Source organism: Micromonospora sp. ABR4_055, assembly GCF_056160425.1.
Genome location: NZ_JBSWXD010000022.1, coordinates 1 through 15600 on the forward strand (window position 1 = coordinate 1; position 15600 = coordinate 15600).

Genomic DNA, 15600 nt, shown 5'->3' on the forward strand with positions numbered 1-15600 from the left:
CCCCCCCCCCCCCCCCCCCCCCCCCCCCCCCCCCCCCCCCCCCCCCCCCCCCCCCCCCCCCCCCCCCCCCCCCCCCCCCCCCCCCCCGGTCAGGTGGGAATCGGCCGTGTACGGCGGTGGATCAGCTCGCGGAGCAGGCCGTCGACGGTGTGCCTGGGCTGCCGTTGGCGACGAAGCCGAACGTGGTCGACCCGCTCGGCGACAGCGACCCGTTCCAGGCCGCGTTGCGGACGGTGACACTCGATCCGCTCACCGTGTGGGTGCCGCTCCACAGGCTGTTGATGGTGACCCCGCTGCCGAAGTTCAGGGTCGTGGTCCATCCGCCGATGCTCGCGGAACTGTTGTTGGTGACCGTCACCTCACCCTGGAATCCACCGGACCAGGAGCTTGTGGTCCGGTAGGTCGCCGAGCAGCCGCCGGTGGGCGGGTTGCTGGTCGGCGGCGCGGTGGTCGGGGGCGCGGTGGTCGGCGGGGCCGTGGTGGGCGGCGGAGCGGTGGTCGGCGGCGGGGTCGGGTTCGGGTTGCCCCCGATCCCGGTGACCTCACCGTTGCCACCGTCGAACGTGACGTCCGAGCAGCCGAAGAAGTTCTCCTGGCTGTCCGAGCGGACCCACCGCGAGTAGATGATGTGCCGGCCGCTCTTGTTGCTGGGCAGGTTGCCGCTGAAGTAGTAGTGGCCGTCGTTGGTGCCGACCGCGCCCCGCTGCGGCGGGTTGGTCACCGTCAGGAACGGCGTCGCCTCCAGGTCGCTCCAGGCCAGCGCGCGGTTCGGGCTCCAGCTGTCCTTGGTCACGTAGAAGTAGAACGTGCCAGGGTGGTGGGCCCAGTTGCTGTACTTGAACTCCATCCGGGCACCGGCGGTCAGGTGGGTCAGCGGCCAGTCGTTGCGGGCCAGGTTGTAGCCGGAGAAGCCGGAGTTGCCACCGCTGCACAGCTGTCCGTCGGGGATGAAACCGGTGGTGCGGCCACCCGCGTCGGAGCGCAGCACACTGAACCAGTTGTACAGCGAGTTGGCGCCGCTCTGGGCGACGGCGGCCGAGCAGGCCGGGTTCTGCGGGATGATCTGGCCGGACTGCGACAGACCGTCGACCCAGCAGAGGTAGGTGCGGCTGCCCGGCGCCATGGCGGCACCGTGCGCGGAAGCCGCGTTGGGGGTCACCACCGTGAGCAGGCCGGCGGTGAGCGCGGAAGCGGCGGCAACTACCGCCACTCTGCGTAGAGCTTTCACCGAGACTCCTTCGTGAACCGGTCCACGGCGCGGGACAGACCCGGGCCGGCGGACAGGGCGATGGGTTCCGACATGGCGGAACGTCAGGAAACATAAGGAGGAACGGCGACTGGCCGGCCGTGCCGCGGACGCGGTCGACCGACGTGCCGTCCGATGGACGTCTAGCGCGCTCGCGCAGCTCCCGGCGAGTCCGAAGGACAGCGAGTTGCCCCCACGCCGTCCTGGTAATCGATATCCCACCATACATCGATCGGAAGTGCAATAGTCGCTGCTCGATGTGAGGTGCGGGGTGCGGGGTGGCGGCCGGTGCCGGGGCGCCGACCTGGCAGACTTCGGAGCGGCAAAACTGCAGGTGGAAGGAAGATCCATGCGGTACGCGGTGGTGCTCGGCGAGGCACTGATCGACCTGCTCGACGGCGAATGCGCCGGCCAACCGGTCTACCGCCAGGTGATCGGCGGGGCGCCGCTGAACGTCGCGGTCGGCGTCGCCCGGCTCGGCGGTGCGGTCGAGTTCGCCGGGGCCCTCGGCGACGACCCGCTCGCCGACCGGATCCGAGACTTCCTGCGTACCGCCGGGGTCGGCGACCGGGCCATGGTCACCGTGCCCGCGCCCACCACCCTGGCGGTGGCCACCTTCACCGGCGCCGAGCCGGACTTCCGCTTCTACGGCGACCCACCCTCGTACGGGCTGCTCGAACCGGCCAGCCTCGATGGGAAACTGGTCGGCGACGCCGCCGTGCTCTACTGCGGCTCTATCGCGCTGCTGTGCGAGCCGACCCGGGTCGCCGCCCGACAGGCCTGGGCGGGCACCGGCGGGCTGCGGGTGTTCGACCCCAACGTCCGGCCCCGGCTGCTGCCCGACACCGCTTCGCTGGCTGCGTACCGGCAGGTCGTCGCCGGCTTCGCGGCAACCGCCGACCTGGTCAAGCTGAGCGCCGCCGACGCCGAGGTGCTCTACGACGGTGCCGACCCGGTGACCGCCGCCGCGCTGCTGCACGATCTCGGTGCCGGTGCGGTGGTGGTCACCCGGGGCGGGGGGGGGGGGGGGGGGGGGGGGGGGGGGGGGGGGGGGGGGGGGGGGGGGGGGGGGGGCACGGGGGGGGGGGCGGGCTCTTGGTTAAGCCCCGGCCGCGAGGTGCTGACCGTGGCCGCCCCGACGGTGGCCGCGGTCGACGCCACCGGCGCCGGCGACTCGGTGATGGCCGCACTGATCGCCGAACTGCTCGGCACCGGGCTGCCGGCCGACGCCGCCGGCTGGGCCGCCCGGGTCGGGTTCGCCCTACAGGTGGCGGGGCTGGTGTGCGAGTCACCGGGCGGCGCGGTGTCGATGCCCACCCGGGCGGCCGTCGCCGAACGTTTCGGCTGACTTTTTGCGCCCGGCTGACCTGGTCGTCGCTGACGTTGGCGGCGAGACCGGGTCGGCAGCGCGTGCACCCGGTCGGCGACCTCGGTGGCAGTCGGCTCCATCCAGGTGGGAATCCACGTGGGACCCAGGTTTCGCGGACATCTCACACGAGTATCGCTGGAACCTTGACCGGTGTAGGTGAGCGCTAACCGGATGAGGCTCCGGTCACGTCCGCGTCTGGGGCTCGCGTGCAAGCGTCCGTTGGCCGCCATGCTCCCCGCAGCTCGTCCACACGCAGGCCTAGTCCAGTCCGGATCGGGCTCGTACCGGTCCGCCTCGCCAGAGTTGTCAGACGGTGGGTTGCGGCGACCGCCCGGATCTCGGCCATGGTTGGCGCTCACTGCGTCGGACTTCGACGCCGCCTCGCGTACATCACGGCCGGCGTGTCCGCTGCTGCGGGTGCCTCCGGAAATGGGTCGACGGACAGATTGTCCGTCGACATTTATGGAACTGCGGTAAGTTACCAGGATGATAAGTATGCGCTGGTATGAATACTGATAAGCCTTGATGCTCGGGGCCTCTTGGTGCTGAAGTGCTGAGTGCTTAGAGATCCACAAAGTCTCCGCGTCACCCATGGGGCATCCGCTCGTTGTGGTACGGACCGCTGCGCCGTGCGGTAGGGGTGCCCAACGTTGGGAGAAGAATGGGAGCGTTTGGATTCCAAATCCATCCCGATATCGAGGTCAATAACGTCTTGGAGGATCTGAGAATCCGCAATTTCACGGTTGAACTGGATCAACCGGAGGGAGCGATTGTCTGCGCCAAGGGTTGCCATCAGAGAAGTGTAAGCTGGCGCCCGCAGAACGCCGAGAGGTATGCCAAGAGACTTCTGGATTGGGCTAACTCGCTAGACTGTCGGCGGCGCCCCAGAAGGGTGCGGAAGCGGAATTGGAGGCTTGGATCCCATAGGGAGCTGGTGCGGGAGTGGAGGTTAGAGTCGTCTTGCGAGTCGTGCCCCGATGGTGGAGCTCCGGCTTGCGGCCAGTCGAGGCCGAACTGCACGCAGATGCAAAACACATCTTGGAAGGGATCCTCGGGGTTGCGGATGCCGCTAAGGTCGCAGATATTTCGACCTCCAGTGACGCTGTCGAAGGGGTCATCGAAGTCGAGGCCTTCGTCGAGGCGGAGACGGAAGGTGCTGCAGTCGACCGGCTCGTGAGTGATTTCCTCATTGCGGCGCGTGCTGTTGAGCGCAGTCAGCCAGGTGTTCGTCGTCCGATCGGCTATCGCATACAACGTATCTACGTAGAGTATTCTAGTGGTCAGTTTTCTCGTGGTGACGGTGGTGATGTACCGCGCGGCGACGATCGTGGTGCTGACTCGATGCGCGGTGCATTTCTTGATGGGCAGATTGGTGGCCGATGGGACATAGCCCCGCCGGACGCCGATGATGCCGCAAGAAGACCGCAACCGACGGATGGTAATGGGATTTATAGGGGCGGTAGAGATCGCAGGTTGAAGCCACGTTATCGGGTGGAATCTGGCGTGAGGTGGCATCCCACGTCGGCGCGGCCACCGGGTATGTGACGCAGTCCTGCTAATAGCTCACGGCAAACGTGACGAGTTCCCGGTCACCCGTGAACAGGTGACCGGGAACTCGTGTGCGTTGTCCCCGTTTCGGCCGGTGGAGTGGAATCCGTCGGTGGTCATGGTCTGGCCGGACGAGGACGCGCTGGCCCGGCCGGAGTCGTCGTCCGACGGTGACGCCGGCTACCGTCGCAGGATGAGCGGTCTACGCGACGACGTCGACATCCGACAGGTCACCGAATGGGTCGCCGACGCCCGCCGGATCGTTGCGTTGACCGGAGCCGGCATCTCCACAGACTCCGTCGGCCACGCCGCGTTGGTCGAGTGGGAGCGCGCCGGCAAGCTGGCTGCGATCGTCACCCAGAACATCGACGGGCTGCATCAGCGGGCCGGCAACTCACCGGACACCGTGATCGAAATCCACGGCACGTTGTACGAGGCCGAATGCCTCGGCTGCGCCGACCGTACGGGCATCCAGGAGGTCCTGGACCGGGTGGCCGCCGGTGAGGACGACCCGGCTTGCCGGCACTGCGCCGGCATCCTCAAGACGGCGACGATCTCGTTCGGCCAGTCGCTGCACGGACCGACCCTGCGGCGGGCGGCGCGGGCCGTCGCCGACTGCGACCTGATGCTCGCCGTCGGCACCTCGCTGACGGTGCAGCCGGCCGCCGGGCTGGTCGAGATCGCCGCCGAGTCCGGTGCCCGCGTCGTGATCATCAACGCCGCGCCGACCCCGTACGACACGATCGCCGACGCGGTGGTGCGCGAGCCGATCGGTACGGTCCTGCCGGCTCTTGTCTCGGGTTGAGCGGCTCTCGAGATGAGTGGCTCTCGGGGTGAGCGGCGGCAGAACGTGCGCAGCACCTGCGCGGCCGGATCCGGCTGGTCGCCGGAGACCGGTCCTGGCCGGGCGAGACGGGTGACCTGCTGGTCATCCCGGATGCCCGGCACGCGCTGTACGCCGACGAGGACTCGGCGGTGCTGTTGACCGTCGCCCGCCGACGGCGGTGTCGGCGGCTCAGCCTGCCAGCATCCCCGGCCCGAACACCTCGTAGCCGATCCGCTCAGCCGGCATGCCCCGGCGCAGCAGCTCGCCACGAACCTGCGCCATGAACGGCACCGGCCCGCACAGGTGCGCGTACGTGTCCGGTGCGAGCGGGATCCGTGCCGGATCGACCCATCCGGGGTGGATCGTCGCCTTCAAATCGGGGAGCCCGCCGTCGGTGGCGTCCTCGTACCACAGGTGTACCGACAGGTTGGGCATCCGCTGCTGGAGCTCCGGCAGCTCGTGGCGCAACGGGTGCGCGGCCGCCGACCGGTCGGCGTGCACCAGCACCACCTCGCGGGCCGGCGCGACCGCGCCCAGCTGGGCGAGGGCGGCCATCGCCGGGGTGACGCCGATCCCGGCACTGACCAGCAGCAGCGGCACGCCGAGCGCGCCGATGGAGCTGACCTCGCCGAACGCCGGGCTCAGCCGCAGGACGTCACCGACGGCGGTCCGGTCGTGCAGCTGGCTGGAGACTGTTCCGTCCGGTGCCGGCGACCCGGCTGACCCGCCCGCCGCGCCGGCCCCGCCCCGGAGCCGTTTGACGGTGATCCGCCAGGTCGCGGCGCCGGGACGGCCGGACAGACTGTACTGGCGGATCTGCTGACCCTGGCCGCCGGCCAGATCAACCGCGACCGAGACGTACTGGCCGGGGGTGAAGGTGGGTGCCGGGTCGCCGTCGGCCGGGGCCAGGATCAGCGACACGATGTCGGCGGTCTCCGGAATCCTCTCGACGATCCGCCACGGCCGCCAGCCGGCACCGGCCCGCAAGGGAAGGCCGGCGACGGTGTACAGCCGGGCCTCCCGGGCGATCAGCTCGCAGGCCAGTAGCCAGTAGACCTCGTCCCACGCCGCCGCGACCTCGGGCGTCACGGCGTCGCCGAGCACCTCGCCGACGGCGGCGAGCAGATGGCGTCCGACGATCGGATACTGAGTGGCGGTGATGCCGAGGGAGGCGTGCTTGTGTGCGATCCGGTCCAGGATCGGCGCCCAGGGCAGCGTGCTGCGCCCGGTCAGGTGCTCGGCGTAGGCGACCACCGCGGCGGCCAGCGCCGCCTGCTGGCGGCCGGTCGCCTGGTTACCCCGGTTGAACAGATCCAGCAGCTCCGGATGGGCGGCGAACATCCGCTGGTAGAACCGGCTGGTGATGGCCTCGCCGTGGGTCTGTACGACGGGCAGGGTCGCGGTCACCACCGCTGCTGAGGACTTCGAGAGCACGGTCACTCCTTTGGGGATCGGACGGGTACGACGCCACTAAACAGGAATCTGTGACTCCTCTTTTAGGGCCATTGGTCCCGAGCCCCGATCACACCGCGCCGGGCCGGGCCGTTCACGCCGGGCCGTGCCGTCTGCCGTGGCTGACTAGGGTCGGGACGTGAAGCTCAACCGGTCCACGGACATGGCGTTACGGGTCGCCATGTTCACCGCCGCGTCTCGCACCCGTACCACGGTGGACGACCTGGCCGCCCGGCTCGCCCTGCCGCGCAGCCACGTCGCCAAGGTGGTGCAGCGGTTGCAACGGCTCGGCGTTCTGGTCACGGTGCGGGGCCGGGCAGGCGGCACCGCGTTCGTCCCGGCCGCCGCCGAGATGACCGTGGCCCAGGTGGTACGGGCTTTCGAAGGCGACGGTGAGGTTGTCTCCTGCGACCAGCCGGCCTGCCCGCTGCGCGCCGACTGCCGACTGCGCGTCGAGCTGCGCCGGGCCCGAGCGGCCTTCCTCTCCGCGCTCGACGAGGTTCGCCTCGGTGACCTCGTCGACGCCGACGCGGGTCCGCTGCCCGCCCTACTCACCATCGACTCCGGACCGCCGTCGCCGGCTCCCGTCGGTCGCGCCGAGTGCGGTCAGGCCCGGTTGGACAGTTCGGCGTAGCCGCGGACGACCGCGGTGCCCGCCGCCTGCGGCCCGAACGGTGCCCGCGCGGCGACCTGTTCCGGCGGCGCCCCGTCGGCGTGCCCGTCGCGGATCAGCCACTCCAACGCCACCAGGTCAGCGTGCTGGGCCCGGACGAAGTCGACGCCGACGCAGGTGCCGTGGCCGGGCACCACGACACTGGCCGGCCCGAGGCGCCGCAGCACCGCCGCGAGGGTGTCCGGCCACTCCAGCGGGTAGGCGTCGTCGAACGACGGTGGGGCACCCTGCTCGACCAGGTCACCGGCGACCAGCAGGTCCGCGTCCGGGACGTGCACCACCAGGTCGCCGACTGTGTGCCCGCGCCCGGGATGCCACAGCTCAACCACCCGGCCGCCCAGGTCGAGCGTCGCGGCGCGGGTCACCGTACGGTCCGGTGGGTGGACCACCGCGTGGCTGAGCTGCTCGGCCAGCTGCGGATCGTGGCCGATCATCTCGCGGTACGCCTCGTCGCGGACCACCTCGACCGGGCGGGCCAGCAGCCGGGCCGCCTCCTGGTGGGCCCACACCGGCGCGGGCGGATCCCCGGCGGCCACCTGGTTGCCGAAGCAGTGGTCGAAGTGGTGATGGGTGTTCACCACCGACCAGGGCAGGTGGGTGATCCGCCGGGCCGCCTCGACCAGCTCGGCGGCCTCGGCCGGCGTACTGCCGGTGTCGACGAGCACGGCGGCGGCCGCGCCGACGACCAGCGTCGAGTTGACGTCGAGCCGGGGTCGGCGCAGCACATACACCCGGTCGCCGACCTCGACGAACCGGGCACTCATCCGGAGACTGCCCGCTCACCGGTGGGGTCGTCGCCGGCCCGCGGCGCCGGCGTGCGGTCGAAGGCCCGCTCGACGAACCGGTGCCGGTCGACCAGGGCCCGCTCGATACGGCCCTGCGCGATGGTCGTGCCCGCCTCGAACACCACCACCTCGAAGACCAGCCGCCGCCCGTCGACCTCGGTCAGCCGGGCCAGCGCGGCCACCGTACGGCCGACCGGCGTCGCCGCCCGGTGGTCCAGCTCGACCCGGGTGCCGACGGTGGTCATGCCGGGTGGCAGCCCGGTGGCGGTGGCGGCGACCGTCGCCGCCTCGGCCAGGGCGAGCAGCCGCGGGGTACCGAGGACCGGTACGTCGCCCGAGCCGACCGCCTGGGCGGTGTCGGAATCGGTCACGGTCAGCTCGACCCGGGCGGTGGCACCCGGGCGGAAGCTGTTCTCCGGCGTGTGTCCCATGACCAATCAGCCTAGGTGCTCGACCTGTGTCGGACCACGAAAGCCGGACCGCGCGCCGACGGTGCTCTGCCGGACCGCCATGGTGAACGGGGTCCGCACATCGTACGGCGGCCGGGGCGGACGCCCTTCGATCCGGTCGACCAGCCGTCGGACCGCCAGCCGGGCGATCGCCGCCTTGTCAGGGGAGATACTGGTCAGGCTCGGGTTGGCGTACCGTCCCTCCTCGATGTCGTCGATCCCGACGACCGCGACGTCCTGCGGGATCCGCCGGCCGGCGTCGGCGGCGGCGCGCATCGCGCCGAGCGCGATCAGGTCGTTGTACGCGAGGACCGCGTCCGGTGGCTCGGTGAGGGTGAGCAGCCGACGCATCGCGGCCGAGCCGTCGGCCCGGCCGAACCGGTCGGTGACCACGGTCAGTTCCGGTCGGTCGGGCAGCCCGGCGGCGGCGATGCCCGCCCGGAAACCGCGCAGCCGCAGCTGCGCCGACTGTCGGTCGTCGTGGCCCCGGGCCCCGATGAAGGCGATCCGGCGGCGGCCGAGCGCGACCAGGTGCGCCACCGCCGCGCGGCTGGCCGCGACGTTGTCGATGGCGATGTGGTCATGCGGCACGTCGGAGGCGCCCTCGCCGATGAGGACCAGCGGTAGCGCGTCGCGGCGGGCGAGCACCTCGGCGCGGCCGATTCGCACCGGGCTGAGGATCAGTCCGTCGACCACGTGCCGGCGGGAGCCGCCGAGCAGCGCCAGCTCCGTGTCGGGGTCGGCGTCGGTGCTCTCCATCACCAGGGTGTAGCCGAGGGCCGCAGCCTCCCGGATCGCCGTCTCCGCCAGCTCGGCGAAGTACGGGTTGGTCAGCTCGGGAATGGCCAGCGCGATCAGTCCGGTCCGGCCGCGCCGCAGGTGCCGCGCGCTGAGGTTCGGGGTGTAGCCGAGTTCGTCGATGGCCTGCTGCACCCGGCGTCGGGTGGGTTCGGCCACCGGCCGGTAGCCGTTGACCACGTTGGAGACCGTGGCCAGTGAGACGCCCGCGCGCTCGGCGATGCTCCGCAGACTGGCACCCATCCGTCGATCCTGGCACACATCGACGGGCGGAGATTGACGGCGGTCGACCGGGCGTCTATAACGTTATAAACAAACCTCGACGTGCCTCGATGCGTTCCCTGATCCGATCCCGTCCCCGGCCCGTCCACCGATGGAGACGACATGCGATCGCCCCGTACCCGTTGGACCGCTGTTGCGGCAGCGACCGCAGCCGCCGGCCTGCTCGTCGCGCCCTCGGCCGCCGTCGCGGTGCCCGCCCGCCCCGCGCCGCTGACCACCCCGTGGACCGCCGAGGCGCTCACCGGTACCCCGCTACCCGAATACCCCAGACCGCAGATGACCCGCCCCGACTGGCGCAACCTCAACGGCGAATGGCAACTGCGACAGTCCACCACCGACGACGCTCCACAGTTCGGCGTCGATCTGCCCGAACGGGTCAACGTGCCGTTCCCGGTCGAATCGGCGCTGTCCGGCATCGGCCGGGCCGCCGACGACGACCGGCACCATCTGACCTACCGGCGCACCTTCACCGTTCCGCGCAGCTGGACCGGGCGGCGGGTGCAGCTGCACTTCGGAGCCGTTGACTGGCAGGCCACCGTCTGGGTCAACGGCAGGCGGCTCGGCGATCACACCGGCGGTTACGACGCCTTCAACTTCGACATCACCAGCGCGCTGCGCGACGGCCCGAACGAACTGATCGTCGCGGTCTGGGACCCGACCGACAGCCGGCAGCATGGCAGCCTGCCACCGATCGGCAAACAGACCCGTACCCCCGGCGGCATCTTCTACACCCCGGCCTCGGGCATCTGGCAGACCGTCTGGCTGGAACCCACCCCGGCCACCTCGATCAGCGACGTCGACCTGCGCCCCGACCTGGCCAGCGACACCATCCGGATCCGGGTGGCCACCCGAGGCGACACCACCGGCCACACCGTCCGCGCCGAAGCCCTCGCCGGAGCCACCGTCGTCGGCACCGCCACTGGCGGCTTCACCGAGTTCGCCGTACCGGTGCCGGACGCTCGCCGCTGGTCCCCGGACGACCCGTACCTCTACGACCTGCGCGTCACCCTGCGGGACCGCAACGGCCGGGCCGTCGACCGGACCACCCACTACTTCGGTATGCGGGAGGTCGGCGTACGGACCATCGACGGGGTACCGCGACCGACCCTCAACGGCGAGTTCGTCTTCCAGCTCGGCACCCTCGACCAGGGCTACTGGCCCGACGGTGTCTACACTGCGCCGACCGACGAAGCACTCGCCTTCGACCTGCGCAAACACAAGGACCTCGGGTTCAACATGGTGCGTAAGCACATCAAGGTCGAACCGCAGCGCTGGTTCTACCACGCGGACCGGCTCGGCCTGCTGGTGTGGCAGGACATCCCGTCGATGACCGCCCAGGACATCGACCCGGCCGACGCCCAGCAGGCCCAGTTCGAGGCCGAGGCGCGCCAGATCGTCAACGAGCACCGCAACTCGCCGTCGGTGGTCGCCTACGTCGTCTACAACGAAGGCTGGGGCGAGCGGGCCCTGGCCGACACGATCCGGGTCGGCCAGGCCGTCAAGGACCTCGACCCGACCCGGCTGGTCAACACCCACAGCGGATACAACTGCTGCCAGTCGCTGGGCAGCCCCGGCAACGGCGACATGGACGACTGGCACGTCTACGTCGGCCCTGGAGCCCCGGCGCCGACCGGCGGGCGGATCTCCGTGCTGGGCGAGTTCGGCGGCCCCGGACTGCGGGTGCCGGGCCACGAATACAGCCCGAACGGCAACTTCCAGGCGTACGAGTGGCAGCCGACCCCGACAGCGTTGACCGACCGCTACGTGGGGCTAATCCAGGGCACCGCCAACCTGATGATCGGCCGAGGCTTGAGCGCCGCCGTCCACACCGAGATCACCGACGTCGAGGGTGAGCTGAACGGCTTCCTCACCTACGACCGGCAGGTGGTCAAGATGGACGAGGCCCGGGTACGGGCGGCCAACCTGGCGCTGATCGCCACCTCCCGGGCGCTGCCGCCGCGTACACCGGTCGCCCTGCCGCTGGATGCCCGCCGGTCGCTGCGCGTCACCACACCCGGTTTCACCGACCGCTACCTGCGCCACCGCGACAGCCTGGCCTACACCGACGTGGTCACCGCCGACAGCCCGCAACTACTCAAGGACGACGCGACGTACGTGGTCCGGCCCGGTCTGGCCAACCCGGACTGCTACTCGTTCGAGTCGGTCAACTTCCCGGGCCAGTACCTCCGACATGCCAACTCCCGGGTCCGAACCTCGCCCGACGACGGCACCGCGCTGCTGCGCGCCGACGCCACCTGGTGCGCCCGGCGCGGCCTGACCGGATCTGATGTCTCGCTGGAGTCGTTCAACTATCCGGGTTCGTTCCTGCGCCACTACGCCGCCGAGATCTGGCTCAGCGACGGCGCCGGTGGCCCGTCCTGGAACTCGCCGACCAGCTGGGCCGCCGACGTCACCTGGGACGTCGACCCCGCCTGGGCCCCGTAGCGGGGCCGCCGATCGTCCGGTCGCCGACATCGAGCGGAGCGCTATCCACCTCATGCCACAGTCGCAATCGGATAGCGCTCTCCTCGACGACCACCACATCTTCCCAGCACGGTCAGGGGGGTTCGCACAAACTTGCACGGGTGGACCACCGCGCCTAGCCGTTCCAACACCAACTGTTCGAGGTCACGGCGTTGGCCACAGATCTTGCTGTAGTCCGAGGTCCAGCGGCTGCCGCCGGCCGGTGCGCCGGTGATCGTCCGGCAGGTGCTGCGGTGCAGCACAAGGTAGCTGGCGGCCGGGTAGCGGTGGGTGTTGAGCACTAAGCCGTCCGGGTGCCGGTCGATTCAGGCGAGGTAGCCGGAGTCGTCGTCAACGAACATTTCTACACCCGCTGGTACATCGAACGCACCACCGCGCCGCTGGTCGCCCTCCGACCGGGCCCGCCCCGCGACCCCGGTGGCTTCGGGGTCGGGTCCGTTGACTGCCCGTCCGCCGTCGACGGCGAGGACGACGCCGTTGACGAATCCGGCGGCGGGAGACAACAGGAAGGCGACAGCGTCGGCGACCTCCTGTGCGGTACCGACCCGGCCGAGCGGATGCAGTGCGGCCATCTCGGTGTCCACTTCGGGGTGCCGGGCACGGTACCGCTCGAACCGGTCGGTGGCGATCGAGCCGAGCGCGACAGCATTGGTACGGATGCCGGCTGGCCCGTGATCCACCGCCATTGCCCGGGTCAGACCCTCGACAGCAGCCTTCGCGGTCGCATAGGGCAGCGCTCCGCGGACTGGGCGCTGCGCCTGGTGGGACGAGACGTTGACGATGGCCCCGCTACGCCCGTGCGTCAGGAAGTGGTTGACCGCGACATGGCAGCCGGTGACCGCTAAAGCCAGGTTGGTGGAGATCAGGTCCAGGATCCGGGCCGCAGACGCGTCATCCATACCCGCGTCACCGAAGACCGCGGCGTTGTTGACCCAGCCGAGCAGCGGACCGGCGGACTCGGCGGCGGCCGCCGCTCGTCGCCCTGTCTCGGCGTCACGGGCGTCGCCGGTGATCAGCATGACCCGTTCGTGCTGCCAGCTGAGTTGACCGGTGACGTCCACGACGACAACCTGCCCCTCGTCGGCCAGGCGTTCGGCGATCGCGCGACCGATGCCCCGGGCACCTCCAGTGACCACATACGACGGCCGCGTCACCATGCTCGGATGCCTCCTGCTTATCCTCGGTCCTCGTGCGCAGCGAGGAGTGGATTCGATGATGGTCCGACTTGGTCTCTTTCACGAGCCAGATTTCCGGCGGTTCTTCGGCGCGACCGTCGCCGGTCAGCTCGCCGACCGGTTCGTCTACCTCGCGCTGCCGCTGGTGGCGATCCTCTGGCTGGACGCGGACGAGTTCGCGGTCGGCGTGCTGACCGCGATGACCACGGCCGGGTCGCTGCTGATCGGGCTGCCGGCGGGTGCGTGGGTCGACCGGTGGCGCAAGCGCCCGGTGATGGTCAACACGGATTTGCTGCGAGCCGCGCTGCTGATGACGCTACCGCTGGCCTGGTGGGCCGATGCGCTGTCGATCTGGCTGCTGTACGCGATTGCTCTCGGCCACGGACTGCTGACCGTACTGTTCGAGGTCGGATACACAAGCTATGTCCCTACGTTGGTCGGTCGTGACCACCTGGTCGAGGCGAACAGCAGGATCGCTGCGGTCCGTTCCGCCGTCAGCATCAGCGGCCCCGGTCTGGCGGGTCCCCTGGTCGGCTGGCTCGGTGCACCGCTCACGCTGATCGTGAGCGCCGCCGGGATGCTGTTGTCCGCGCTCGGCATGCTGCGAATCCGTACCGTCGAGGTGGTGCGGCCGGAAGCAACCGATCGGCAGCTGATCCGGGAGGTTGCCGAAGGACTGCGGTTCGTTCTCGGTCATCGGCTGCTGCGGCCGATGCTGTTCACCGACGGCTTCTTCAGTCTCTTCCTCGTCGTGTACCAGACGATGCTGCTGGTCTTCCTGGCCCGGCAGCTGGATCTGAGTACGTCCGGCATCGGCTCGGTGCTCTCGGCGATGGCCTGCGGTGGGTTCGTCGGCGCGCTGATGGCCGGCCGGCTGATCGCCAGGGTCGGCCCGGGTCCGGCGATCTGGCTGGCGCCGCTGTGTACCGCTCCGGCCGCCGCGCTGCTGCCAGCAACAAGTGTCGGCTGGCCGACCTGGCTTGCTGTGGCCGGGCTGGCACTGCTGTCCTTCGGCGGGGTGGTCCGGCTTGTCGCGCAGGCGGGCCTGCAACAGAGCATCACTCCGGATCGGCTGCTGGGCCGGATGAGCGCCACGGTCCGCTTCGTCCAGTGGGGCAGCATGCCGGTCGCGGCGCTGCTCGGCGGTGCGCTCGGCGGCCTGTTCGGGGCGTCGGCCGTACTGTGGATCGGTACGGCCGGGATGACCGCCGCCTTCCTGCCGGCCCTGCTGTCGCCGCTGCGGGCGACGTACCGGCTGCCGGCGAGCGAGAGCGCCGCAGCTCAATAGGACGACCCAGGCTTGGCTCCAACCGCGAGGGCGGAGTCAAGCCTGGGTGATCCGGCCTACGGCTGACTCGGCGCTGTCCGATGGCTCAAGGCTTCAGGGTGGCAGCCGTCGACACGAAGGACCGCCACGCGGTCGGTCCGAAGGTCAGCATCGCGCCGTCGCGGTCCTTGGTGTCCCGCACGAGGACGCGCCCGGTGATGTTGTCGGCCACCTCGACGCAGGCCCCTGTGTCGGACTTGGTGCTCTTACGCCAACGAGGCTTGGTCAGGTCCATGTCTCTCCCGCCTTCGTGATCAGTTCGAGCGACTGCGCGCAGGGTAGAGCGTACTGCCGGATCGACTCCCAGTCGCTCTCCAGGCTCGCGGTGCGGTCGGGCGACTCCACCACCCGGCCTTCCTGGTGGCCTTCGAGGAAGCCAACTGTGCGACCCTCAACCGAGGCCAGGACGATCGGGCCGTACATCCCGACATACGCCGGGGTGGCCAGTGGCACCACGTGGATCTGTACATTCGGTCGATCGCCCACCTCCGTCAGTGCTTTGAGCTGTTCGCGCATCACTTCCGGCCCGCCGGAGGTGCGGCGGATCGCCATTTCGTCGAGTATCACGACCAGGCGGCACGGGCTGGTGGTTCGGGTGATGATCTCTTGCCGGTCCAGCCGTGCCGCGAGCGTCTGTTCGACGTCCTCGGCCGGGACGTTCATTGCCGGCAGGAGAGCGCGTGCGTACGCCTCGGTTTGCAGCAGTCCGGGGATCAGCGTCGGATGGTAGACCCGCAGCAGGGTCGCCCGACCTTCGTACTCGACGAACGGCCGGTACCACACGGGTGTCCAGTCGCCCCGGACGAACTCCCGATAGAACCTGACCAGCGCGGTGCCGAACACCTTGTCGACGGCCTTCAGGTAGTCCGGCAGTGCGGGCCGCTCGCCGCGCTCGATGGCACCCACGTGCTTCGCCGAGAAGTGGATCCGGTCGGCCCACGCATCCTGGGTCAGCCCGAACGACTCGCGCAGCCGGCGTAGCTCCGATATCAGATAATCGCTCCCAGCCATAGACCTTCACATCCCCCAAATCGCTCGAACTTGTTGATCTTTTGCTGGCCTGGACAGCACGTGCATTCCCTGGGCCTAACGCCTTCTTCCATTGAGCATGGTCAGCGATCCAGGGTGGAACTCAGCAGAAAGATACACGCTGTTCGTAATCGATCCGAGGGGGTAATGATGATCA

General features: G+C 70.0%; 14 protein-coding genes and 1 pseudogene. 5 read left to right on the plus strand and 10 right to left on the minus strand.

What is annotated here, in order from left to right; genetic code table 11:
• Both ACXAHD_RS08295 and ACXAHD_RS08300 read right to left on the minus strand, forming a co-directional pair.
• Positions 1-240 (minus strand): annotated as a pseudogene (locus ACXAHD_RS08295) (hypothetical protein); the annotation flags it as partial.
• The gene (locus ACXAHD_RS08300; protein WP_475049561.1) at positions 122-1228 is read right to left on the minus strand and encodes a lytic polysaccharide monooxygenase auxiliary activity family 9 protein; all 1107 of its coding nucleotides are present in this window, start codon (positions 1226-1228) and stop codon (positions 122-124) included. The gene ACXAHD_RS08300 and the pseudogene ACXAHD_RS08295, both read right to left, overlap by 119 nt.
• A gap of 367 nt (positions 1229-1595) precedes the next feature.
• Between ACXAHD_RS08300 and ACXAHD_RS08305 the strand changes: the two genes are divergently transcribed.
• On the plus strand, positions 1596-2594 hold the full coding sequence (locus tag ACXAHD_RS08305) for a PfkB family carbohydrate kinase (RefSeq protein ID WP_475049564.1): 999 nt from the start codon (positions 1596-1598) through the stop codon (positions 2592-2594).
• A gap of 813 nt (positions 2595-3407) precedes the next feature.
• On the opposite strand, the gene ACXAHD_RS08310 is transcribed toward ACXAHD_RS08305, so the two are convergent.
• A complete protein-coding gene (locus ACXAHD_RS08310) occupies positions 3408-4043 on the minus strand; it encodes a hypothetical protein (RefSeq protein WP_475049566.1) in 636 nt (211 codons plus the stop codon).
• Positions 4044-4218: 175 nt separating this feature from the next.
• Between ACXAHD_RS08310 and ACXAHD_RS08315 the strand changes: the two genes are divergently transcribed.
• Positions 4219-4968, plus strand: a complete 750-nt coding sequence (locus ACXAHD_RS08315) for an SIR2 family NAD-dependent protein deacylase (protein WP_289213076.1) — start codon at positions 4219-4221, stop codon at positions 4966-4968.
• Between the two features lie 210 nt (positions 4969-5178).
• Here ACXAHD_RS08315 and ACXAHD_RS08320 read toward each other — a convergent pair whose 3' ends face one another.
• On the minus strand, positions 5179-6429 hold the full coding sequence (locus tag ACXAHD_RS08320; protein WP_281555386.1) for a globin domain-containing protein: 1251 nt from the start codon (positions 6427-6429) through the stop codon (positions 5179-5181).
• A gap of 151 nt (positions 6430-6580) precedes the next feature.
• On the opposite strand from ACXAHD_RS08320, the gene ACXAHD_RS08325 reads away from it, so the two are divergent.
• Positions 6581-7075, plus strand: a complete 495-nt coding sequence (locus tag ACXAHD_RS08325) for an RrF2 family transcriptional regulator (RefSeq protein ID WP_281567322.1) — start codon at positions 6581-6583, stop codon at positions 7073-7075.
• On the opposite strand, the gene ACXAHD_RS08330 is transcribed toward ACXAHD_RS08325, so the two are convergent.
• Genes ACXAHD_RS08330 through ACXAHD_RS08340 form a run of 3 tightly spaced genes read right to left on the minus strand, consistent with a single transcriptional unit; the run spans position 7048 to position 9389 of the window.
• Positions 7048-7878: an MBL fold metallo-hydrolase gene (locus ACXAHD_RS08330; protein ID WP_281555384.1), complete on the minus strand. Its 831-nt coding sequence runs from the start codon at positions 7876-7878 to the stop codon at positions 7048-7050. The genes ACXAHD_RS08325 and ACXAHD_RS08330 overlap by 28 nt on opposite strands.
• Positions 7875-8330: a thioesterase family protein gene (locus ACXAHD_RS08335; RefSeq protein ID WP_281555383.1), complete on the minus strand. Its 456-nt coding sequence runs from the start codon at positions 8328-8330 to the stop codon at positions 7875-7877. The genes ACXAHD_RS08330 and ACXAHD_RS08335 overlap by 4 nt, the downstream gene beginning before the upstream one ends.
• A gap of 6 nt (positions 8331-8336) precedes the next feature.
• Entirely contained in the window at positions 8337-9389 is a 1053-nt protein-coding gene (locus ACXAHD_RS08340; protein WP_475049572.1) for a LacI family DNA-binding transcriptional regulator, read from the minus strand.
• Positions 9390-9530: 141 nt separating this feature from the next.
• Between ACXAHD_RS08340 and ACXAHD_RS08345 the strand changes: the two genes are divergently transcribed.
• A complete protein-coding gene (locus tag ACXAHD_RS08345) occupies positions 9531-11873 on the plus strand; it encodes an AbfB domain-containing protein (protein WP_281567323.1) in 2343 nt (780 codons plus the stop codon).
• Between the two features lie 344 nt (positions 11874-12217).
• Here the strand turns inward: ACXAHD_RS08345 and ACXAHD_RS08350 are convergent, their stop codons facing one another.
• Positions 12218-13069 carry an SDR family NAD(P)-dependent oxidoreductase gene (locus ACXAHD_RS08350; protein ID WP_475049576.1) on the minus strand — a complete coding sequence of 284 codons (852 nt, stop codon included), beginning with the start codon at positions 13067-13069 and terminating at the stop codon, positions 12218-12220.
• A gap of 55 nt (positions 13070-13124) precedes the next feature.
• On the opposite strand from ACXAHD_RS08350, the gene ACXAHD_RS08355 reads away from it, so the two are divergent.
• Positions 13125-14375, plus strand: a complete 1251-nt coding sequence (locus ACXAHD_RS08355; protein ID WP_281567325.1) for an MFS transporter — start codon at positions 13125-13127, stop codon at positions 14373-14375.
• 85 nt (positions 14376-14460) lie between these two features.
• Here ACXAHD_RS08355 and ACXAHD_RS08360 read toward each other — a convergent pair whose 3' ends face one another.
• Both ACXAHD_RS08360 and ACXAHD_RS08365 read right to left on the minus strand, forming a co-directional pair.
• Positions 14461-14649 (minus strand): DUF397 domain-containing protein, encoded by a 189-nt coding sequence (locus tag ACXAHD_RS08360; protein WP_281555380.1) that lies wholly within the window; start codon positions 14647-14649, stop codon positions 14461-14463.
• Entirely contained in the window at positions 14640-15425 is a 786-nt protein-coding gene (locus ACXAHD_RS08365; RefSeq protein ID WP_281555379.1) for a helix-turn-helix domain-containing protein, read from the minus strand. The genes ACXAHD_RS08360 and ACXAHD_RS08365 overlap by 10 nt, the downstream gene beginning before the upstream one ends.
• Positions 15426-15600: the final 175 nt, after the last annotated feature.